This window comes from Agromyces albus (assembly GCF_004134825.1).
GTDB lineage: Bacteria > Actinomycetota > Actinomycetes > Actinomycetales > Microbacteriaceae > Agromyces > Agromyces albus.
Genome location: NZ_SDPN01000002.1, coordinates 132,426 through 154,707 on the forward strand (window position 1 = coordinate 132,426; position 22,282 = coordinate 154,707).

The 22,282-nt window shown below is 69.0% G+C and carries 13 protein-coding genes; 8 read left to right on the forward strand and 5 right to left on the reverse strand.

What is annotated here, in order from left to right:
- The first annotated feature begins 72 nt into the window (after positions 1-72).
- From ESP51_RS01870 to ESP51_RS01890, 5 genes are all read left to right on the forward strand, one after another.
- Positions 73-1,020: a carbohydrate ABC transporter permease gene (locus tag ESP51_RS01870; RefSeq protein WP_241842925.1), complete on the forward strand. Its 948-nt coding sequence runs from the start codon at positions 73-75 to the stop codon at positions 1,018-1,020.
- Positions 1,017-1,868, forward strand: a complete 852-nt coding sequence (locus tag ESP51_RS01875) for a carbohydrate ABC transporter permease (RefSeq protein ID WP_241842926.1) — start codon at positions 1,017-1,019, stop codon at positions 1,866-1,868. The genes ESP51_RS01870 and ESP51_RS01875 overlap by 4 nt, the downstream gene beginning before the upstream one ends.
- Positions 1,869-1,975: 107 nt before the next feature.
- A complete protein-coding gene (locus ESP51_RS01880) occupies positions 1,976-3,001 on the forward strand; it encodes a LacI family DNA-binding transcriptional regulator (RefSeq protein WP_129519181.1) in 1,026 nt (341 codons plus the stop codon).
- 247 nt (positions 3,002-3,248) lie between these two features.
- Positions 3,249-8,666 carry an alpha-L-arabinofuranosidase C-terminal domain-containing protein gene (locus tag ESP51_RS01885; RefSeq protein WP_164990354.1) on the forward strand — a complete coding sequence of 1,806 codons (5,418 nt, stop codon included), beginning with the start codon at positions 3,249-3,251 and terminating at the stop codon, positions 8,664-8,666.
- Positions 8,667-8,766: 100 nt separating this feature from the next.
- Positions 8,767-10,290, forward strand: a complete 1,524-nt coding sequence (locus ESP51_RS01890) for an ATP-dependent DNA ligase (protein WP_129519183.1) — start codon at positions 8,767-8,769, stop codon at positions 10,288-10,290.
- 30 nt (positions 10,291-10,320) lie between these two features.
- Here ESP51_RS01890 and ESP51_RS01895 read toward each other — a convergent pair whose 3' ends face one another.
- From ESP51_RS01895 to ESP51_RS01905, 3 genes are all read right to left on the reverse strand, one after another.
- Positions 10,321-11,343 carry a 1-aminocyclopropane-1-carboxylate deaminase gene (locus ESP51_RS01895; protein WP_129519184.1) on the reverse strand — a complete coding sequence of 341 codons (1,023 nt, stop codon included), beginning with the start codon at positions 11,341-11,343 and terminating at the stop codon, positions 10,321-10,323.
- A 19-nt stretch (positions 11,344-11,362) separates the two neighbouring features.
- Positions 11,363-11,683: an MmcQ/YjbR family DNA-binding protein gene (locus ESP51_RS01900; protein WP_129519185.1), complete on the reverse strand. Its 321-nt coding sequence runs from the start codon at positions 11,681-11,683 to the stop codon at positions 11,363-11,365.
- A 68-nt stretch (positions 11,684-11,751) separates the two neighbouring features.
- A complete protein-coding gene (locus tag ESP51_RS01905; protein ID WP_129519186.1) occupies positions 11,752-12,375 on the reverse strand; it encodes a dihydrofolate reductase family protein in 624 nt (207 codons plus the stop codon).
- A 120-nt stretch (positions 12,376-12,495) separates the two neighbouring features.
- Here ESP51_RS01905 and ESP51_RS01910 point away from each other — a divergent pair, with 120 nt between their 5' ends.
- Complete coding sequence (locus ESP51_RS01910) at positions 12,496-14,106, forward strand: carboxylesterase/lipase family protein (RefSeq protein ID WP_206737160.1); 1,611 nt, start codon at positions 12,496-12,498, stop codon at positions 14,104-14,106.
- A 172-nt stretch (positions 14,107-14,278) separates the two neighbouring features.
- Entirely contained in the window at positions 14,279-14,842 is a 564-nt protein-coding gene (locus ESP51_RS01915; RefSeq protein ID WP_129519187.1) for a VanZ family protein, read from the forward strand.
- On the opposite strand, the gene ESP51_RS01920 is transcribed toward ESP51_RS01915, so the two are convergent.
- Positions 14,831-15,259, reverse strand: a complete 429-nt coding sequence (locus ESP51_RS01920) for a cupin domain-containing protein (protein ID WP_129519188.1) — start codon at positions 15,257-15,259, stop codon at positions 14,831-14,833. The two genes, ESP51_RS01915 and ESP51_RS01920, sit on opposite strands and share 12 nt — an antisense overlap.
- 69 nt (positions 15,260-15,328) lie before the next feature.
- Entirely contained in the window at positions 15,329-18,079 is a 2,751-nt protein-coding gene (locus tag ESP51_RS01925) for a hypothetical protein (protein WP_129519189.1), read from the reverse strand.
- A 303-nt stretch (positions 18,080-18,382) separates the two neighbouring features.
- On the opposite strand from ESP51_RS01925, the gene ESP51_RS01930 reads away from it, so the two are divergent.
- Positions 18,383-22,036, forward strand: a complete 3,654-nt coding sequence (locus ESP51_RS01930; RefSeq protein WP_129519190.1) for an RICIN domain-containing protein — start codon at positions 18,383-18,385, stop codon at positions 22,034-22,036.
- Positions 22,037-22,282 lie beyond the last annotated feature (246 nt).

Consider the following 22,282-nt stretch of genomic DNA (forward strand, 5'->3'; position numbering starts at 1 on the left):
TCCGAACCGTGCGCCGGGCGGGCGACCGCCCGGCGCACGACCCCCGATTCCTCGAAAGGCGGCACGAGCCCCGTGACCACCACAACGCGTACGATCGTCGTTCCCCGCGGCGTTCAATCGCCCAGCCCGTCGCCGATGTCGTCGCGACCGCGCGGCCGTCGACAGGACCACCCGCTCTGGTTCCTGCTGCCCGCCCTCGCGGTGCTCGTCATCTTCTTCTTCGTGCCGACGATCTTCAACTTCGTCTACGCGTTCACCGACTGGTCGAGCTTCAAGTCGGGCATCGGCTTCGTCGGGTTCGACAACTTCGTCTCGCTCTTCACGAGCGGCACCCTCGTCAACGCGTTGCGTGTGACGCTCGTCTACGCCGTGCTCGTGGCGGTCTTCCAGAACGTCTTCGGAATCGCGCTCGCGCTGCTCCTCGAGAAGGACACGAGGCTCAACCGCGCCGCCCGGGTCGCCTTCTTCGTGCCCGTCATCATGTCGGCGCTCGCGGTCGGCTACATCTTCCAGGCGCTCCTCAAGCCGGAGGGTGCGCTCAACGAGATCCTCGGCTTCGTCACCGGAACCGAGGTCAGCATCGCGTGGCTCGGCGACACCACGTGGACGATCGTCGTGGTCGCGATCGTGCACTCGTGGAAGTGGATGGGGCTCTCGATGCTCATCTACCTCGCGGGACTCAAGACGATCAGCGCCGACGTGCTCGAGGCGGGCCGCCTCGACGGTGCCAGCTGGTGGCAGACATTCCGACACATCCGGATGCCGCTGCTCGCCCCCGCCATCACGTTCAACGTCGCGACCGCACTGCTCGGGTCGATGAACGGCTTCGACATCGTGCAGGCGACGACCGAAGGCGGCCCCGGCGGAGCGACCGAGCTGCTCAACATCTTCATCTTCCGCACCTTCGGCCAAGGGCTCTTCGCGCAGGCGACGACCATGAGCCTCGTGCTCTTCCTGATGGTCACGATCCTCGCGTTCCCCGTCATCCGATTCCTTCGCAAGAGAGAGGACGTGCTGTGAGCGTCGCCGCCCCGAGGATGCGCCGGGCTCGCCCCGCCTCCGGCATCCTGCAGCCCATCGCCACGGTGCTCACGGTCGTGCTCCTGCTCGGCGTGCCGTTCTGGCTCGTGATCAGCACAGCCGGCAAGAACCAGGCCGAGGCGCTGAACCCGAACCTCACGCCGCCCTCGGAGTGGCAGCTCTTCGAGAACTTCGCCCAGGTGTTCGGCGACGGGCGCATGGTGCTCGGCTTCTTCGGCAGCCTCCTCGTCATGGTGCCCGCGGTGCTCGGGGTGCTGATCCTCGGATCGATGGCCGCGTGGATCCTCGGCCGCCGCAGCAGCCGGGGCCTCGCCGTGATCTACGCCCTCGCAATCAGCGGCATCGTGCTGCCGCCGGCGGTCGTCACGATCGTGCTGCTGCTCCGCCAGCTCGGCCTCGCGGGAACCCCGATCGGCATGATCGGCGTGTACATGGGCATGTACCTCTCGACGGTGATCTTCTTCGTCACCGGGTTCGTGCGCACGATCCCGCAAGAGCTCGAGGAGGCTGCTCGCGTCGACGGCGCCGGCCCGGTCAAGGTGTTCGTGCGCATCATCCTGCCGCTCCTGATGCCGGTGCTCGCGACGGCCACGATCCTCATCTGCCTCTACATCTGGAACGACGTCTTCTACGCGCTCTTCGTGGTCGGTGGCCGGCTCGACACCCTGCCGCTGAACCTCTACCAAGTCGCGAGTGCCGGCCTCTACCTGCAGAACTGGCACCTGATCTTCGCGTACATCATTCTCATGAGCCTGCCGCTGCTGCTCGTCTTCGTCTTCGCGCAGCGCAAGATCATCTCCGGCATCACCAGCGGAGCGGTCAAATAGACGTGCCCGGGTCGTCGGTCGCGCAACAGGCCGACGGCCAGCCAGAATGGGTTCCGCGGGCGCGTGCAACGGTCGCGCGAGGTGCGGTTCTAGCGGCGAGGAGTGCGATGGCGGCGAAGAAGGCCCCGCGTCCGGCCGTGATCGCGGATGTCGCGAAGCTCGCGGGTGTCTCCGTGCCCACCGTGTCGCGGGTGCTCACGGGCGCCGCGCGCGTGCGCCCCGAGAAGGAACGCCGCGTGCTCGACGCCATCGCGCAGCTCAACTACCGGCCCAGCGCGACGGCGCGAGCCCTCGCGTCGAGGCAATCGCACACGATCGCGATCATCGCGGGCAACACCTCGCAATACGGCTACGCCGAGACGATCCGCGGGGTCGAAGAGGAGGCGAGGGCCGACGGCTACACGGTGACGATCACCGTCGTCGAGACCACCGACCCCGACGAGGTCGAACGCGCGGTCGCCCTCGTGCTCGACCAGAGCCCGGCCGGCGTCGTCGTGCTGAAGTTCGACCCGCCGGGCGTCGCGGTGCTCACGAGCCTGCCCCGCGACATCCCGATCGTCGCCGTCTCGGGCGTGAAGTCGCGCGACGTGCCGCAAGCGGTGCTCGACGAGAGCCGCGCGGCTGAAGCGCTCACCGAGCATCTGCTCTCGCTCGGGCATCGCACCGTGCACCATGTGCGGGTCCCGCCCTCACGGCGTGAAGACGGTCGCACCACCGGGTGGCGGCGCGCGCTGAAGCGCGCCGGTGTCGAGCCGCCCGAGCTCTACGAAGCGACCTGGGCGCCCGAATCGGGCCGCGTCATCGGCAAGGAGATTGCCCACAACCCCGGGGTCACCGCGGTGTTCTGCGGCAACGACGAGATCGCGATGGGCGTCATCAAGGGGCTCCGCGATGCGGGCCTGAGCGTGCCCGAAGACGTCAGCGTCGTCGGCTTCGACGATCACCCGCTCGCGGCGATGTGGTCGCCGGCGCTCACGACCGTGCGTCAGGACTTCGGTGGCCTCGGCGCCCGCGCGTTCGAGCTGCTGCGCGGCGCGATGAGCGGCGAAGTGGTGCGGCGCACGTCGTCGGCGCTTCCCGAGCTCGTCATCCGCGAGAGCTCTGCCGCGCCGCGCCCGCTCGCTGAATCCTGAGCGGTACACGCGATTCGGGCCGCATCGGGCTGCTCTCGAAACTTCCTCTAGCGCGAAACCGGCCCTCGCTGTTAGCGTTCACATGTTAGCGCTCACAATGCGAACGTGGCGTGGCGACGGCACTTGATGCCGCCGCCACGTTCGCATGAGCGCGCCCTCCTCGAAGACGAGAGAAAGGTCGAAGATGACCAGGTCCAGCACCACTGCTTCACCTCCGGTGGCCGAACAGCCAGACCGGCGACGACGGATGAGCAGGCAGTCGGGCGTCGCACTGTGCGCCGCCCTCACGCTCGCCATCATCGCGCCGGCCGCCGCCGTCGCGATGCCGATCGTCGCGACCGCCGTCACCGCACCGGCTGACGTCGCAGCGAGCGACGCGGCGGGCGTGAGTATCCCCAACCTCGACGACGTGCGCGGCAACATCACCCTTCCCGCGACCGGATCCGGCGGCTCCTCGCTCGCTTGGATCTCGAGCGACCCGGCCGTCATCTCCGCCGACGGACTCGTCGAGCGCCCGGCCAACGGGTCCGATCCCGCCACCGTCACGCTGCAGGTGACCGCGACCTTCGGCGACTCGACCGCGACGCACGACTACGTCGCGACGGTGACCCCGGCGCCCCTCGACGAGCCGCTCGCCGCCTACTTCTTCCCGCACTTCGTCGGTGAGTCCACCCCCGACGGCGAGGAGATCTCCTTCGCCGCGAGCGTCGGCAACGACCCCGAGGAATGGATGAGCCTCAACGACGGCGAGTCCGTGCTCGCCTCGACCCTCGGCGAGCAGGGCCTGCGCGACCCGTTCGTCATCCGCTCGCCCGAAGGCGACCGATTCTTCCTGCTCGCGACCGACCTGAAGATCTACGGCGGTGGCGATTTCGGCACCGCCCAGGAGACCGGCAGCCGCTCGATCATGGTGTGGGAGTCCGACGACCTCGTGAACTGGTCGGAGCAGCGCGAGATCGTCGTGTCGCCCGAGACCGCGGGCAACACGTGGGCTCCCGAGGCCTACTGGGACGAGGCGAACGAGGAGTACATCGTGTACTGGGCCTCGGCGCTCTACCCCGAGAATGTTCCCGCAGACCAGCGCGACATCGGCACGAGCTACCAGCGCATGATGTACGCGACCACCCGCGACTTCGTCACCTTCTCGGAGCCGCAGGTCTGGATCGACGAACCGCAGGGCGCAGGCCGCGGCATGATCGACTCGACCGTCGCCCTCGAGAACGGCGTCTACTACCGCTTCACGAAGGACGAGTCGGACTTCACGGTGCGCGAAGAGCAGTCGACCGAGCTGCGCCGAACCCAGGGCGTCGTCGACGGCGACGGCTGGGGGCTCATCGCCGAGCACATCGGCGTCGGCCAGCCGAACCCCTGGGGTGGCACCTTCACCAACGGTGAGGGACCTTCGGTCTTCAAGTCGAACACGGATGACTCGTGGTACCTGCTGCAGGACCAGCCGTCGTACCACGGCGGCGAGGGCTACATGCTCTTCGAGAGCTCCGATCTCGCGAGCGGCGCGTGGACCGCGGTGCCCGACGCCGAACTCCCCGAGAGCCCGCGCCACGGCACGGTGCTTCCGGTGACGGCGAGCGAGTACCAGCGGCTCCTCGAGACCTACCAGCCCGACGCGCTCGTCGACGGCGTGACCTTGACCCCGGATTCGGCGACGCTGTCACCGGGCGGGACGGCCGCCTTCGAGGCATCCGTCACCCCGGTGACCGCGGAAGACCGCAGCGTCACCTGGAGCTCGAGCGATGAGTCCGTGGCCACCGTCGACGCCGCAGGCGTCGTGACCGCGATCGCCGACGGCAGCGCGACGATCACCGCACGCGCGGTGAGCGGCGCAGAGGGAACCGCGACGATCACGGTGGAGACGGCGGCGGCTCCCGAGCTTCCCGCCGACGCATGGGTCGACGAGTTCGACGGCGAGACGCTCGACGGTCGATGGGCGATCGAGGGCGAGGTGCCCGACACGTGGTCGCTCACCGAGAACCCCGGCGCGCTCACCGTGCACTCGCAGCGCGGCGACACCTACCAGGGCGACAACACGGCCAAGAACGTGTTCCTGGTCGACGTGCCCGCCGGCGACTTCACCGCGTTCACCTCGGTGACCGGCGCGGTCAGCCGCGACTTCCAGGGCGCGGGAATTCTCGTCATGAAGGACTTCGACAACTACGTGCGCGCGGGCCTCACCAACGTGAGCTTCGCGCCGGGTGGCCCCACCATCATCGAGAACGGCGTCGAGCAGGGCGCGGTCTACAGCTCGACCTTCACGGCCCGACCCGGATCGACGCACGAGTACCTGCGGGTGCAGCGCACCGGCGACGTGGTCGTGACGAGCTACTGGACGGGCCACGAGTGGGCCGAGGCCGCACGCGCGACCGTGGGCTTCGACGCCGCGCGAATCGGCCTCTATGCGCTGGCCGCCGGTTCCGCGCCGAGCCACGAGGTGACGTTCGACTACTTCGCGCTCGTGGCGCCCGAGGGTGCCGACATCGTGCCCGAGGGCATGTTCACGTTCGAGGGATCCGGCGACACCCGCCACCTCACCGCCGGTGACGGCGGCGCGCTCCGACTCGACGACACGCGGCCGCTCGAGCAGCTCGCGCTGACGGCGACCGAGGTCGAGGGTGACGCGGGCGGCGAGGCATCCGCTGCTCGTCCCGTGGTGATCCGCGACTCGGCGAGCGATCGCCCGCTCATCGTCGACGGCGACCGGCTCGCCCTCGGCGCTGACGGCGCGGAGGCGACCGAATTCCGTCTGACGGACGTCGGCGGGAGCAAGGCAGCCCTGCACACGGTCGACGGCCGCTTCATCGTGCTCGGCGACGGCGGCGCGCTCGTCATCGGCGACGAGTCGGATGCCGCACGGCTCACGATCGTGCCGGTCGAGATCACCGATCACACGATCGAGATCGACACCGACGCGCCCCGCACCGAGATGAGCGATGACCTCTACGGCATCTTCTACGAGGACATCAACTACGCGGCCGACGGCGGAATCTACGCCGAGCTCGTGCGCAACCGCTCCTTCGAGTTCAACACCGCCGACAACCGGGCGTTCAACGGGCTGACGGCGTGGGAGAAGGTAGAGCGGGGCGCCACCGGCTCCATCGCGGTGGGCGCCGACCGTGCGCGCTGGCTGAACGACTCGAACCGCGCGTCGCTCACCATCCAGGCGAACGGCGCGGGCGTCGGCGTGCGGAACATCGGGTTCAACCGGGGCTTCGCGCTCGAGGAGGGCGAGAGTTACGACTTCTCGGTGTGGGCGCGGTCGGCGACGGCACAGCAGCTCACGGTCGCGGTCGAGAACACGGCCGGCACCGAGCAGTTCGCGCTCGGCACGGTCGAGGTGGCCGGCGACGACACCTGGCGCAAGGTCGAGGTGCGTCTCACGTCGAACGCGACGACGGATGCCGGGCGCCTCGTGCTGCTCGGCGGTGCCGCGGGTTCGCTGCAGCTCGACATGGTCTCCCTCTTCCCGGTCGACACCTGGGTCGGGCCGGTGAACGGACCGAGCGTGCTGCGCAAGGACCTCGCCGAGAAGGTCGCCGAGCTCGATCCGTCGTTCCTGCGCTTCCCCGGCGGTTGCGTCACGAACGTCGGCACGTTCAACACGTACCTCGAGTCCGACGGCCAGGACCGCCGTCGCACGTACCAGTGGAAGGAGACCATCGGCCCCGTCGAGGAACGCCCGACCAACTGGAACTTCTGGGGCTACAACCAGTCGTACGGCCTCGGCTACCTCGAGTACCTGAAGTGGGCCGAAGACCTCGACGCGACGCCGCTGCCTGTGGTGTCGGTCGGCGCCAACGGCTGCGGCAGCACGATCCCCGAGATGACCGACCAGGCGCGCATCGATCGCTGGGTGCAGGACACGGTCGACCTCATCGAGTTCGCGAAGGGCGACGTGACGACCGAGTGGGGCGCGAAGCGCGCCGAACTGGGACATCCGGAACCCTTCGACCTGCGCTACATCGGGCTCGGCAACGAGGAGAACACCGACACCTTCCAGGCGAACTTCCCGCAGTTCCGCGACGCGGTCGCTGCCGCCTGGCCGGATGTCACGATCATCTCGAACTCCGGGCCGGATGACACGGGGGCGCGCTTCGACGAGCTGTGGCAGTTCAACCGGGAGCAGGGCGTCGACATGGTCGATGAGCACTACTACAACGACCCGTCATGGTTCCTGCAGAACTCCGAGCGGTACGACTCGTACGACCGCGAGGGTCCGCACGTGTTCCTCGGCGAGTACGCGTCGCGCGGCAACACCTTCGCGAACGCCCTCTCGGAGGCGGCCTACATGACCGGCCTCGAGCGCAACTCCGACGTCGTGGAGCTCGCCTCCTACGCGCCGATGTTCGCGAACGAGGACCACGTGCAGTGGGCGCCCGACATGATGTGGTTCGACAACGACGAGTCGTGGGGCTCGGTGAACTACTACACCCAGCAGATGTTCATGACGAACGTCGGCGACGAGGTGGTTCCGTCGACCCACACCGAAGCGGATGCCGCATCCGACCTCGACGGCGGGGTCTTCCTGTCGACGTGGAACACGAGCGCGGCCTACGACGACGTGCGGGTGACCGACAACACGACGGGCGACGAGCTCTACACCGAGTCGTTCGACGGCACGGCTGACCCGTGGGCCCCGGTCGCCGGATCGTGGGCGGTCACGGGCGGCGAGTACGTGCAGTCGTCGGCCACGACGACGGATGCCCGTTCGCTCAGCCCCGACGCGTACGCGCGGGACTGGTCGAACTACACGCTCGAACTCGACGCTCGCAAGACGTCGGGTGCGGAGGGCTTCCTCATCGGCTTCGCAGCCGGCGGTCCGAACGACTTCTACTGGTGGAACCTCGGCGGCTGGAACAACACCCGCTCGGTGTTGCAGCACGCTGCCGGCGGCTCGGCCGGCGAGGTCGCGGCGCTGGAGGGCAAGGGCGTCGAGACCGGGCGTGACTACCACGTGAAGATCGTGGTGAACGGCTCGACGATCGAGCTCTACCTCGACGGGGTGCTGCAGCTCAGCTACACCGAGCCGGCAGCGAAGGGCCTCTACCAGGTGGTCACGCGCGATGCCGAGACCGGCGAGCTCCGGCTCAAGGTCGTGAACCCGACGGGTTCGACGGCGCGCACCCAGGTGTCGGTCGCGGGCAGCCTCGAGATCGCCGACGAGGTGGGCGTGACCGAGATGGTCGGTGCGCCCGGTGACATGAACACGAAGGCCGATCCCGAGAACCTCGTTCCCGTCGATCGCGAGTGGTCGGGAGGCGGGAACGAGTTCAGCTACGACTTCCCGGCGTACTCGATCACCTTCCTGTCGCTCAGCGAGAAGCCGCATCCGAGCTGCGAGGTGAGCTACACCCTGGAGGGGGACTCGAAGAAGGCCTTCTCGGCCGACCTCACGATCACGAACACGGGTGACGCGCAGTACACCGCGTGGGAGCTCGGGTTCGAGTTCGCCGAGAAGCAGACGCTGCGCAACGGCCACGACGCGTGGTGGCAGCAGAACGGCGCTGCGGTCACGGCGAACAACCTGCCGTGGAACGGCACGATCCAGCCCGGTGAGACCGTCGAGCTCGGGTTCAACGGCAGGGTGAACGGGGGTGGGAACACCGAACCGGCCGCGTTCAGCGTGAACGGCGACGCCTGCACGGTGAAGTAGCAGCGAGCAGCGACGGCCCCGAGCGGAATCCCGCTCGGGGCCGTCGCATGCCGTCGGCCCGGAAGTCCCGCATGTCGGATGCCGGTGGCAGACTGGCCCCGTGCTGCTCGACGAGCTCGTGGTGACTGCCGACGCCGTCGCGTCGACCCGGTCGCGACTCGCGAAGGTCGACGCGCTGGCCGAGCTGCTGCGCCGGCTCGAGCCAGATGAGATCGCGCCCGCCATTGGATTCCTCGTCGGCAAGCCGCGCCAGGGGCGCGTGGGAGTCGGCTGGCGCTCGGTCGGCGCCGCGATGGGGCAGCCAGCGGATGCAGCGACCGTCACCGTCGCCGAGCTCGACGCGATGCTCGATCGGCTCGCCGCGACCTCCGGTGCCGGGTCGGCGGGCGGCCGCAGTCACGAGCTCCGCGAACTCACGGCGCGGGCCACCGAGCGCGAGCAGGGCTTCATCGCTCGCGTGCTCCTCGGTGAGATGCGAACCGGCGCCCTCGAAGGGGTGCTCACCGATGCGATCGCGCGGGCGGCCGATCGACCCGGCCCCGTCGTGCGGCGCGCGGCGACGCTTTCCGGCGACCTCGGTGAGACCGCCCGGCTCGCGCTCACGGCCACCGAGGCCGAACTCGAGGCGGTCGGGCTCGTCGTGGGCAGGCCCGTGCTGCCGATGCTCGCGGCCACCGCGTCGAGCGCGGCGGCGGCGCTCGAGACCACCGGCGAGGCATCCGTCGAATACAAGCTCGACGGCGCGCGCATCCAGGCGCATCGTGTGGGCGACGACGTGCGCATCTTCACCCGCAACCTTGCCGACGTGACCCACCGATTGCCCGAGGTCGTCGAGGTGGTGCGGGGCCTGCCTGTGCACGACGTGATCCTCGACGGCGAGACCCTCTCGCTCGACGAAGATGGCGTGCCCCGGCCGTTCCAAGAGACGATGTCGCGATTCGGAGCGGATGCCGCGCGGGCGACCCTGCTGCATCCGTGGTTCTTCGACGTGCTGCACGTCGACGGCCGCGACCTGCTCGACGAGCCGCTCGCGACGCGCCTCGCCGAGCTCGAGCGCATCGCAGCCGCATATCGCATTCCCGGCGAGGTGACCACCGACCCCGAGGTCGCCGAGCGGGTCTCGCGCGAGGCCCTCGCTGCTGGGCAGGAGGGCGTCGTCGTCAAGGCGATCGGGTCGACGTATGCCGCGGGCCGGCGCGGTTCGAGCTGGATCAAGGTGAAACCCGTGCACACCTACGATCTCGTCGTGCTCGCGTGCGAGTGGGGTTCGGGGCGGCGCACCGGCTGGCTCTCGAACCTGCACCTCGGCGCGCTCGACCCGACCGGCGAGTTCGGAGAGCCCGGCGGCTACGTGATGGTGGGCAAGACGTTCAAGGGCCTCACCGACGCATTGCTCAAGTGGCAGACCGAGTACTTCCCGCAGATCGAGCAGCGCCGCACCGAGAACACCGTGTGGGTCGAGCCCACCACCGTCGTCGAGATCGCGATCGACGGCGTGCAGGCCTCGACCCGCTACCCGGGAGGCATTGCGCTTCGCTTCGCGCGCGTCAAGCGGTATCGCGACGACAAGCGCCCCGAGGAGGCCGACACGATCCAGACGCTGCGCGGGCTGCTGCGCATGTGAGTCGTCCGGCCCACTGCTCCGCGCGACGCCTCAGTGGTACCGCCCGCTGTACGCGTTGATCGCGGGCTGGCCGCCGAGGTGGGCGTAGAGCACGTTCGAGTCCTTCGAGATCTTGCCGCTCGACACCAGGTCGATGAGCCCGGCCATCGACTTGCCTTCGTACACCGGGTCGAGGATGACGCCCTCGAGCCGCCCCGTGAGGCGCATCGCCTCGTCGGTCGACTCGACCGGGATGCCGTACTCGTCGCCCGCCCAGCCCCCGAGCACGGTGATCTCGTCGTCGCGCAGGTCGCGGCCGACGTCGATGAGCTTCGCGGTGTTGCGCGCGATGCGGGCCACCTGGTCGCGGGTCTCGTCGATCTTCGCCGACGCGTCGATGCCGAGCACGCGCCGCGGCCGGCCGCCGAAGTTCTGCTCGAGGTCGGCGAAGCCCGCGATCATGCCGGCGTGCGTCGATCCGGTCACCGAGCACACGACGATCGTGTCGAAGAACACCCCGAGTTCGCGCTCCTGCGCCGCCACCTCGTGCGCCCAGTTCGCAAACCCGAGACCGCCGAGCCGGTGATCGGATGCGCCGGCGGGGATCGGGTACGGAGTGCCGCCCGATTCCTCGACATCCGAGATCGCCTGGCGCCACGACTCCTTGAACCCGATGCCGAACCCGGCGGGGGAGAGCCGCACGTCGGCGCCCATGAGGCGCGACAGCAGGATGTTGCCGACGCGGTCGTTGACGGCATCCGGCCAGTCGACCCAGTGCTCCTGCACGAGCACGCACTTCAGGCCGAGATGCGCGGCGACCGCCGCGACCTGGCGGGTGTGGTTCGACTGAACGCCGCCGATCGACACGAGGGTATCGGCGCCCTTGGCAAGCGCATCGGGCACGAGGTACTCGAGCTTGCGGGTCTTGTTGCCGCCGAAGGCGAGACCGCTCGAGACATCCTCCCGCTTCATCCAGACGCGGGCGCCGCCGAGGTGAGCGCTCAGTCGGTCGACCGGGTGCACCGGGCTCGGGCCGAACGTCAGCTGGTGGCGGGGGAAGTCGGCGAGGGGCATTGGGGTCTCCTTCGGATCGCTACGGCGTGATCGAGTCGACGTAGGCGTACGCCTCGTCGGTGATCGTGCGCCACCGATCGACGCCGTCGGCGAGCGGGACGACCGCCCACTCGCGCCTCGGGCTGCCCGCCATCATCATGTTGTCGAGCCCGAGCGCCTCGATGCGCTCGACGGGCAGCTTCACGACGAGGTCGCCGGACTTCGAGGCGAAGGCGAAGATCTTGCCGCGCACCGAGAGGCCCTCCGAGTTGAACATCCGGCTCATCGCGGTATCCGGCTTCGACAGGATGTCGCGCGCGATCTCATCGAGTACCTCGCGTCCGCGCGCTCGATCGTCCATGGGTCGACGGTACGGCTGCGGATGCCTCGCCCACAAGAACGCGACGCGGCATCCCCTGATGTTCCGGCCTACTCGCGCTCCGCCTCGAGCTTGGAGATGTCGATTCCGGTGACGGGCTCGCCCGCGGGCTCGTACACGAGTGAGATCGCACCCTTCGGGAAGACCTTGGGCGGCTCGACGAGCGTGAAGGCCGACGGAACGAGGCCGTCGGTCCAGAGTCGCTTGCCGGTGCCGAAGGTGATCGGGTAGACCCAGAGGTTCAGCCGGTCGACGAGGTGCTCCCTCAGCAGGGTCTGCACGAGGTCGCCGCTGCCGAAGGTGTGGACCTCGTCGAAGCGGTCTCGGAGCGCAGCCACCTCGGTCGCGACATCCGTCACCACCGTCGTTCCGGCCCAGCTCGGGTCGGTCAGCGTGCGCGACGCCACGAACTTGGGCACCGCGTTGAACTTCTCGGCGATCGGGTCGTCTGCGTTCGGCCAGAAGCCGGAGAAGATGTCGTAGGTCTTGCGACCGAGCAGCAGCGCCTGGAGGCGATCGATGCCGGCGCCGATCGACTCTCCCGACTCGTCGTCGAAGTAGGCGCCCTGCCAGCCGCCGAACTCGAAGCCGCCCTCGCGATCCTCGTCGGGGGCGCCTGGCGCCTGATATACCCCGTCGAGGGTGATGAAGAGGTCGACGGCGATGATTCCCATGAGCTGCTCCTTCGCGTGCGCGGGATGGCGGAATCGACATCCGCCTCCATACATGTTTCGCGACTTGCCTGAATATGCAAGCCCTGTCGTGCAACCGGCAACCCGTGCTGCAATGGGCGAGTGGACAAGGGTGCGGAAGTCATCGCACCGAACCGCTCGCTCGACGAAGAGCTCGACGTTTACGTCACTGGGGGAATGGTTCGCGGCGTACTCGAAGACGGCCTGCTCGCCTGGCGCGGCATTCCGTATGCGGCTCCGCCCGTGGGGGAATTGCGATTCGCGGCCCCGGCCCCGGTCGTGCCCTGGGAGGGTGTCCTCGATGCGTCCGAGTTCGGCCCGATCGCGCCGCAGCCGTTCTCGTATCGGCTCATCCGTCCACCTTCGGCCGTGGTCCCGAGCGACGAGGACTGCCTCACCGTCAACGTGCGGGCGCCGATCCGCGACGCGGGTGATTCCACGCTGCTGCCCGTGCTGGTCTTCATCCATGGCGGCGGCTACAGCGCGGGGTCGTCGCGCGACTTCTCGGGACAGGGCGAGGGGTTCGTGCAGAGTGGACGGATCGTGTTCGTGAGCTTCAACTATCGGCTCGGGGCGCTCGGCTACCTCGACTTCACCGCCTACTCGAGCGCGGAGCGCTCGTTCGTGAGCAATCTCGGATTGCGCGACCAGCTGGCGCTGCTGCAATGGGTGCAGGACAACATCAGCGGCTTCGGGGGAGACCCCGACAACGTGACGGTGTTCGGCGAGTCCGCGGGCGGCAATGCCGTCACCACGCTCATGGCGACGCCTTCGGCACGGGGGCTGTTCGCTCGCGCGATCGCGCAGAGCCCACCGCCCACCGCCGTCTATTCGCAAGCGGTGACCTCGCGATGGGCGCAGGACTACGTCGACATTCTGCGAGACGTCGTCGGCGCGCGGAAGACAGCCGACGGCGACGCGGCAGCCGACGGGCTCGCACTGCTCCCGCCGCAGCAGTTATTGACGGAGGCCCCGGTCGACGACCTGGTCGCGGCATCCGTCACCCTGCAAGCGAGCATTCCCGATGCCTACCCCGGCGCCTTTTGCTTCGCGCCGGTCGTCGACGGGGAGTTGCTGCCGGAGTTGCCGATTCGGGCGTTTCGCGACGGCCGTGCGCATCGCGTGCCGCTCATCATCGGGACGAACGATCGCGAGGGCTCGATCTTCCGCGGCCGCGTCGACATCCTGCCGCGCACACCGGAGCGGATCGACGCGTTATTCGAACGCGCGCCCGTCAGCTCGCAACAGGCGATGCGCGACGCCTATCCGGGCCTGCCCGGGCTGCGAGCGGGCGCCGACTTCGGCGGTGACTACGGCTTCTGGTACCCGAGCACCCGGGTGGCGGACTTCCACTCGCGGTACGCGCCCGTCTGGTCGTACCGGTTCGACGTGGCGCCGCGCCTACTCGAGATCCTCGGTCTCAACGCAACGCACGGGATCGAGATGTTCACCCTGTTCGACAGCACGGAGGAGCCGCTCGCCCGCATCATGACGTCGCTCGGCGGGCAGGAGGCCTACGCGGCGGCCGGCGAGCGGATGCGCGCGTTCTGGCTTCAGTTCGCCGAAGACGGGATCCCGGCCGAGACGTGGCCGCGCTACGAGGAACGCACGAGGTCGACGCTCATCGTCGACGCCGAGGATCGCATCGAATCAGACCCCCGGCGCGAGCGACGGCGGGCGTGGAATCGGTTCATCCCGTCGCTCGCGGGCTGAGGGTGGTTGAGTAGCCAGCGAAGCAGGTGTATCGAAACCACTTCAACCCGGGCGGATGGTTTCGATACGCGTCGCGCTGCGCGCGGCGCTACTCAACCACCGGTCTGCGTTGGGACTGTACGCTCGGGACCGGTCCCGCCGCCGGCGGACGCTGAGGGAGAGCGCGGTTCGAATGTCGTCGGTGTGGGAGCGCTATGGGATCGTGATCTCGGCGACCGTCCTGCTCGGCGTGCCCCTCGGTGCGCTCGTGGTCCTCTGGCTGGTGCGGCGTCGAATCAGACGTGGCTGGTCGCCGGCGTGGGCCTGGCGCGCGACGGTGGCCGAGGTCTGCCTCGTCGTGGGCACGGCGCCCTGGGTATGGATGATCATGACTCCGACATCCGGCCCTCGCGGCCTTCAGCTCATCCCACTGCACGACCTTCAGGCTGTGCTCACGGGGGACGACAGCGTCGTGCAGGTGATCGGGAATCTCCTGGCCTTCGCCGCACTCGGATTCGTTCTGCCGATCCGGTTCCGCCTCGCCGAGGCCAGGCGGGTTCCGGGTGTGGTCGCGGTCGTGGTCGCCAGCTCGTCGCTGCTCGTCGAGGTACTGCAGTTCACGCTGCGTCTCGGTCGGGTGTCCTCGGTCGACGACATCCTGCTGAACACGGCGGGAGCGGTTCTCGCGGCCCTCGCGTCGGCGCGATGGTGGCGCTCACGCGCCAGCGCCCCGGGCCCGAGCCCGTCACCAGGGTGACGGGCGGTCGTTGTCGCGCTGGCTGTCGTCGGGGAGGTGCGGCAGCTCGGAGCCGCCCGCTCGGATGCACAGCCACCGCAATTGCTCCGGACTGTCGGGCACGCAGCGCCATGTGCGCCACACTCCTTGACCGACTCGCACGACGGTGCCAGGACCGACGTCGACGACCTCGTCGTCGAGCCCCATCTGCCCACGCCCGGCGAGGAACACGTAGAGCTCCTCGATGCGAGCGTGCGTGTGCCAGTAGCCTGCTTGCTCGCCCGGCTCATACGCGTTCGCCGTCATGCCGATGTACTGCATCGTCAGGTCATGATCGACGACCCGTCGACCGTCACGCGAAGTGTCGGGGCGGAAGCCGCCATAGTGCTCCCGCCACTCGTCGGGGCCGCCCATCTCCAACACCTCGTAGTCGCTCACGACGTCACTGTAGCGGGCCGAACAAGGAGAGCGGATGCCGCGGGCGCTCGCCGCGGCATCCGCTCGACCTCACTTCAGCACGTCCACACCGTCGAGCGTGAACGTGCCGCTCACCACGGTGACCGCGATCGTGTGCTCGCCGCTCCCGAGGCCGCGCAGCCAGTGCGAGGTCTGTCGCACGCCGGTCGCGCCCACCGTCACTCGCGTCGGCGGCGCCCCGTCGACGGAGACGTCGATCGTCGCGGCAGCCGTCGCCCCGAAGAGGTTGATCCCGCTCCCGCTGAAGGGCAGGGAGACGGATGCCCCGGCCGCGAGCTCGTGGTTCGTGCGGTTGTAGTGCGCGAACCCGACCTGGCGGAACGTGACCGGCCCGTTGTACGCGAGCGACGCCGTGTCGTCGAGCTTCGTGGACTCCCACGCGAGCCCGTCGACCGGGGTGATCGCGAGGTTGTCCCAGTTCGTCTCGTAGTATCCCGAGACGAGTGAGATGCGGCCCGTCATGACCGGGCTCACCGAGGTGTCGGTCCACGTCGTGAGCTCGGTGCCGTCGACCGACGGCGTGAGGGCGTTCTCCGCGGCCGTGAGCGAGATCCGGTGCCACGCCCCTGCGTCGAAGTCGGCGATGGTGCCGGATGCCACGACGGCGTCGCGCTTGCGGAGCTCCCACGCGCCGGCAGGCGACACCCGCACCGCGTATGCCGCGAGGTCGGAACCCTGCGTCACCACCTGTCGCACGCCGAGGCCGGCGAAGTTCGCCAGCGTGGCATCCTTCACCTCGGAGTCGAACTTCACGTCGACGGCCGCGGTGTAGTTCGCCCACGTGTGGTCGCCGAGGATCGTCGCGGGCGCGTCGGTCGCCAGCTTGTTCTGGCTTCCGTCGCCCCAGACGTTCCAGGTGTAGGGCCGGTTGTCGGCGGTGATGCGTTGCTGGAGCACGTTGTCGTGCCCGGCCTCGGCGGAGCCCACCACCTCGAAGGCGCCGTTCTGGTCGGCCGTGTAGCGGGGCGTGCCGCCGCGACGCTCGAGGTACGACATGCTCACGCCGCCGACGTCTTCAGCGGGGTAGCCCGCGTACTCGAAGTCGTCGGTGTAGGGCAGTTCGAGCGGGCTGTTCTCGGCGGTCGAGGCGTAGTCGCCGCTCGCGTACGCCGTCGTCGAGTCGGTGAGCCCGTCGGCGAGCGACGAGATCGTGAGGATCGAGTACGGCGCGACCTCGACGCGGTAGACGACGTAGCTCGTGCCGTCGGCGCCGGTCTCGGTGCGCACCGGCTTGATGTAGCCGATCTGCTGGAACCAGTCCGCATCGTAGGGTTCGCCGGACTCCGGGCCTGTCGTCTCCCACAGGTGCAGGGGAGTGTTCTTGGTGACCCCCAGGTCGGCGACCTTGACCTCGAAGTGGCGGGGCTTGGCGGTGTTGTTCGCGTGCACCTGGGTGAAGTCGGGCTTGTGCGCTCCGCGGCCCGGGTCGTCGGCTGCGGCCGGGTCGAGTGGCTCGCGCAGCGTCAGCACGGTGCGGGTGCTCGACCCGACGGCGGTGCCGCCGTCGGCGAACGTGCCGTCGCCGCCGCTCGCGCCCTCGATGTACTCCCAGCCCTGGTCGATGAACTGCATGAAGTGGCGCACCAGCACGATGCCGACGCCGCCCTCGTAGTAACCCGACCACGGGTCGGAGGCGCGGATGAGGTGCTTCGGCGAGTAGGAGGAGCCCTCGTACAGGGCGCTGACCGCCGGCTGGAAGAGGAACGAGGTCATATGCGCGGGGTTCGCGCCCGACCCCGACCACTTGTACGCGTTGATGAACCGGTCGGCGATGTCGACCGCGCCGACCGTGCCGCCGATGCCGCCCATCTCGGGTTGTGCGGTGAGCCGGTACTCGGGGTCGATCATCGGGGCCACGCCCTCGGAGTAGATGACCTCCTTGCCGAACTCCTTGTTGAGCCGGGTCAGGTTGGGGCCGCCGCCGATCGTGTAGTGGATGCCGATGGCGTCGACGTGCTCGAGGGCCTCGGGGCTCGCGAGGATCGCTCCCGCGACGCCCTCGCCGTTCCGGTAGGAGTCGAGCGCGACGATCTCGATGTCGCCGTAGTCGTATCGGGCGTCGGATGCCGCTGCGTCGGCCTCGAGGCGCTTGGCGACCTCGATCGTCCACGCGAGCTCGCTGGCGATGTACTTGGCGTTGACCTCGTTCTGCGACGGGCTGATGTAGTCGAACTTCACGCCGTAGGTGTCGTACGCGGCGTCGATGGTCTCCTTGTACCACTGGTACCGCGCGTCGGTCTGATTGCCCGTCCACGAGGGCTCGGCCCACCGCAGCGCCTCGACCTTGAGGTCAGGGTTGATCGTCTTCGCGTCGGCGATCAGCCGGAAGCCGGCGCCGCGCAGCACGTTGGCCGGCTCGTCGGCGCTGCGCTTCGTCGCGGGCTCCGCGCCCGACGACGTGTTCACGTCGGCGCCGAGCTCGACCTTGATGTGCATCAGCCCCGCACCGGTGTCGGTGTTGAACAGCATGTTCAGGATCCGCCAGTACGCCTCGGGGTTCTCCTCGCGGTAGTCGAGCAGCAGCCGCGACGTGTTGTTGCACGACACCGAGCCGAACCCGCCGAACACGTTGAAGGCGCTCCCGTCGGGCGCGCGTTCGACGTCGTCGCCGTCGACGATGAGCTCCTTCCAGTCGACGGAGTCGTCACCGAACTCGAGCTTGGGGGGCTCCGGGTCACTCGTCTCGAGCGCGATCGCCGACGGCGCCGCTGCGAGCGACGCGGCGATCAGCGCCCCTGCGGCGGCGGCGGTGGCGAGCCTCCACCTGGATTTCTGGGTCATGCGGGATTCCTTTCAACGTTGAAGGGAGCGTGGATGCCTCGATCAGCACTGACCTGGGCGATCCAGACCTACGCGACGCGAACGTATCGACCCTCGAACACGGCGCACAACGAAAGGAACGCATTCGCTCGCACTCGAGCCCAAGCGAACATTCGGGCGGAGCGGAGCTGCACTGCCGAGGAATGTGCAGCCCGAAACATCCGTCATCCTCTTCCCAATGTTGACGTCAACATGTAGCCTCGGGACTCGAGCGTGTTGACGTGAACACGCGCGATCTTCCAATGGCGAAAGAGGACGACGTCAATGACGATGTACGGCAGACGGCTCACCGCGCTCCTGACGAGCGCGGCACTTGCAACCGGCGCCCTGCTGGCGGCCCCGATCGGCGAGGCCGCGCCAGCCGCCGCCGCGGACGGCGTCACCATCACGCCGAATCCCTGGTACGCGGGTGAGGCATTCGAGGGTTGGGGGACGAGCCTCGTCTGGTTCGCGAACGCCACGGGCAACTACCCCGAAGAGCTGCGCGAGGAGCTCTACCAGGCGGTCTTCGGTGAAGACGGCCTCGACCTCAACATCGCGCGCTACAACATCGGCGGCGGCAACGCCTCCGACGTGCAGGACTACTTGCGTCCGGGCGGCGCGGTCGAGGGCTGGTGGGCACCGAACCCCGACGGCGACGCCGGCACGCACGGGGGCGTCTCCACGAAGTACGCCGACCGCAACGCGCTTCTCGCGGCCTGGGATGCCGACGACCCCGCCTCCTACGACTGGTCGGCCGACGAGACGCAGCGCTGGTGGGTCGAGCGACTCGCCGCCGAGGGTCAGATCACGCACTGGGAGACGTTCGCCAACTCCGCGCCGTACTTCATGACCGAGAGCGGCTACGTCTCGGGTGGCTTCAACTCCTCTGCCGAACAGCTGAAGCCCGCCGCCGAGGCGCAGTTCGCGAAGTACCTCGTGAACGTCACGGAGCACATCGAAGACGAATACGGGATCGAGGTCGACACCCTCGATCCCTTCAACGAGCCGAACACCAACTACTGGGGCACGACGCTGAGCAACGGCAAGCCCGTGGGCGGGCGCCAGGAGGGCATGCACATGGGGCCGGCCCGTCAGGTCGCGCTCATCGACGACGTGCGCGCCGCCCTCGACGACGCGGCATCCACGACTGAGGCCGGACTCTCGGCGATGGACGAGACGAACCCGGGCATCTTCGCGACGAACTGGGCGGGCTACCCCGCCGCCACGCGCGACAAGGTCGACCGCATGAACGTGCACACCTACGGCACCTCGGGCCGGCTCGTCGTGCGCGACCTCGCGAAGCAAGCCGACACCGACCTGTGGATGAGCGAGATCGAGGGCAACTGGGTCAGCGGCTACAACCCCGTCAACATCGAGAACGGCCTCGGCATCGCCGGCCGCATCATGGACGACCTGCGTGAGCTCGAGCCGAAGGCCTGGGTGCTGTGGCAGCCGGTCGAAGACCTCTACAACATGGAGCCGCAGGGCGAGAACCTGAACTGGGGATCGATCTTCATCGACCTCGACTGCCAGCCGTATGAAGAGGCGGAGGGCACCGTCTGGAAGTCCGCTCGCCGCGTCGCCGACGCGGGCGGCAACTCTGCCGCGGTCGCACCGTGCGGCGTCGAGATCAACTCGAAGTTCAACACGATCCGCAACTTCACGAAGTTCATTCAGGAGGGCGACCACCTGATCGCGATCGACGACGTCTCGAGCACCGCGGCCGTGCGGGCCGATGGCACGGGAGCCACGATCGTGCACCGCAACACGTCGGCATCCGAGCGCCAGGTCACGATCGACCTCTCCCGCTTCGGTGACATCGCCGAGGGCGCCACGGTCACCCCGGTCGTCACGACGCAAGCCGAGTCGGCGGATGCCCCGACCTCCAATGCACTCGTCGAAGGCGCTCCCGTCACGATCGACCGCACGGCGCGCACCGCCACCGTGACGGTACCGGCCAAGTCGGTCACGACGTTCGTGATCGACGGGGTCTCAGGCGTCGCGGCGGATGCCCCGGCGCTCGTCGACGGGCACCGCTACCAGCTCGTCGGCACGCAGAGCGGCAAGGCGTTCACCGCCGCCGGATCCACGACGGCCACGTCGATCACGGGTTTGACGACGGATGCCGCGAAGGCCGCCAAGCAGGTCTGGACGGTGCACGAGGTCGCCGCCGGAGAGCGCGAGGCGACGAAACGCGTCGTGCTCGAGGCATCCGACGGCCGTGTGCTCGGCGCCACGAGCGCTGGCACCGACCTCCGCCAGGTGGCCCCGGATGCCGCGGCGCTCGAGCCCGCCACCCGCTGGATCGTGAGCACGACCGACGGCCGCCGCTACACGCTCGTGAACGAGAAGCTCGCGCTCTCGCTCGACGTGAACGGCCAGTCCACCGCCGAGGGCGCCGGAGTCGGCGTCTACGGCTCGAACGGCGGTGGCAACCAGTCGTGGGCGCCGCGCGATCTCGCGCCGCTCGCCGACCAGACGGTCGCGGCACGCACGCTCGTGGGGGTGCCGCCCGTGCTGCCCGAGACAATCGTGCCGCGCTACTCGTGGGGCGCCGGCGCACCGGTCGCCGTCACGTGGCAGCTGCCGGATGACGCGGCGTGGGCCGAGAGCGGTCGGGTCGAGGTGCCCGGCACGCTGACCGACATCTTCGGGCAGGCCATCGAGGTCACCGCGCTCGTCGACGTCGGCGGGCTCACGGCCACCGATCCTGTCTCGATCACCGTGGCCGAGGGCGCGTCGCTCAGCGGCGTGCAGTCGGAAGCCCCCGCCACCGTGCCCGCTCGCGTGGGTGCCTCGGAGAACGCCTTCGACGTGCCCGTGGTGTGGGACTGGACCGGGGTTTCCTCCGATCAGTTCGCGTCGGTCGGCGTCGTGCACGTCGCCGGCGTCGCGACGGCCGACGGAGCCGAGCTGCCCGCGCAGCTCGCCGTGCTCGTGACCGAGGGGACGCTCCGCAACTTCAATCCCGATGCCGGCACGACGGCCTCGGCGAGCTCGACCGAGTCGGGCTACCCCGTCGACCGCACGCGAAACGGCGACATCGGCGACAAGGGCTGGTCGAACTGGGTGTCGAGCAACAAGCCGACCCAGAGCACGCTGACCTACCAGTACGCGGCCGCCCACCAGGTCGAGCGCGTCGCGGTGCACTTCTACCGCGACGGCACGACGAGCTGGGCGCAGACCATGAAGGTCGAGGTGCGCGGTGCGAACGGCGTGTGGGCTCCGGCCCCGGGTTGGGAGACGGCGCAGCCAGTCGTGTCGCCGGCCGACGGCAGCGCACCGGTCGTGGTCGCGGAGTTCCCGCCGATCACCGCCACGGGCGTGCGCGTCGTGATGAACGCCTACGCGAACACGCACCTCATCGTCTCCGAGGTGCAGGTGTTCGAGTCGGCGGAGTCGCCCGCGGCCGTCAGCGACCTCGCGGCGCTCCGGCTCGACGGCGCGCTCATCGACGGCTTCGACCCGGCGACGACCGCGTACGAGCTCGACGTCGACGGCGGCCGCCTGCCGCTCGTCGATGCGATCGCCGTGGACTCCGCCGCGAGCGTGCGGATCACCCAGCCGACCACGGCCAACGGCGGCGTCGCCACGATCGTCGTGACGTCGGCGGATGGCTCGACCGAGAGCCGGTACACGGTCACGATCCGGCGCCACGCCGTGATCGCCGACCTCCAGATCGTCGAACGGCCGCGCGTCGGGTCGCCCGCGCACGCGACCGCGACGATCGATCCGGGCGACGGCGAGATCGCGTGGCAGTGGTACCTGAACGGCGAGCCGATCGCCGGCGCCACCGAGCAGAGTTTCACGCCCGAGACGAACGATGCGGGCAAGGAGCTCAGTGTGCGAGTCACGGTGTCGGCCGACGGTGTCGAGGGTGCGTCGGCTGAGACCGAGCGCCAGCGCATCGTCTCGCTGCACTCGCGCCAGCCCTGACGTGCGGCGCCCGGGCGCCGGTGGTTTCGATACGCGCCACGGGCGCTCCTCGACCACCGGTGCTCGGGCGCTCTCTCGCGCCGTCCGCGCCGCGGCACATCACGGGTCATTGCTCGTGGTGATTTCCTTCCGGGAGTGCTCGGCATCGACGCGAGCGTCGATGCCGAGACGCCCGTGACTCCTGTACCCGCCCCGTGACTCCTGAAAACAAGGACGCGTTTCGCCGTGAATCGGCGTCCTTGTTTT

Coding starts and splice junctions, on each gene's coding strand:
- ESP51_RS01930 (WP_129519190.1), top strand. CDS start 18,383: ATGACGATGTACGGCAGACGGCTCACCGCGCTCCTGACGAGCGCGGCA.
- ESP51_RS01895 (WP_129519184.1), bottom strand. CDS start 11,343: ATGCCCCTCGCCGACTTCCCCCGCCACCAGCTGACGTTCGGCCCGAGC.
- ESP51_RS01885 (WP_164990354.1), top strand. CDS start 3,249: ATGAGCAGGCAGTCGGGCGTCGCACTGTGCGCCGCCCTCACGCTCGCC.
- ESP51_RS01900 (WP_129519185.1), bottom strand. CDS start 11,683: ATGGACGATCGAGCGCGCGGACGCGAGGTACTCGATGAGATCGCGCGC.
- ESP51_RS01905 (WP_129519186.1), bottom strand. CDS start 12,375: ATGGGAATCATCGCCGTCGACCTCTTCATCACCCTCGACGGGGTATAT.
- ESP51_RS01880 (WP_129519181.1), top strand. CDS start 1,976: ATGGCGGCGAAGAAGGCCCCGCGTCCGGCCGTGATCGCGGATGTCGCG.
- ESP51_RS01915 (WP_129519187.1), top strand. CDS start 14,279: ATGTCGTCGGTGTGGGAGCGCTATGGGATCGTGATCTCGGCGACCGTC.
- ESP51_RS01925 (WP_129519189.1), bottom strand. CDS start 18,079: ATGACCCAGAAATCCAGGTGGAGGCTCGCCACCGCCGCCGCCGCAGGG.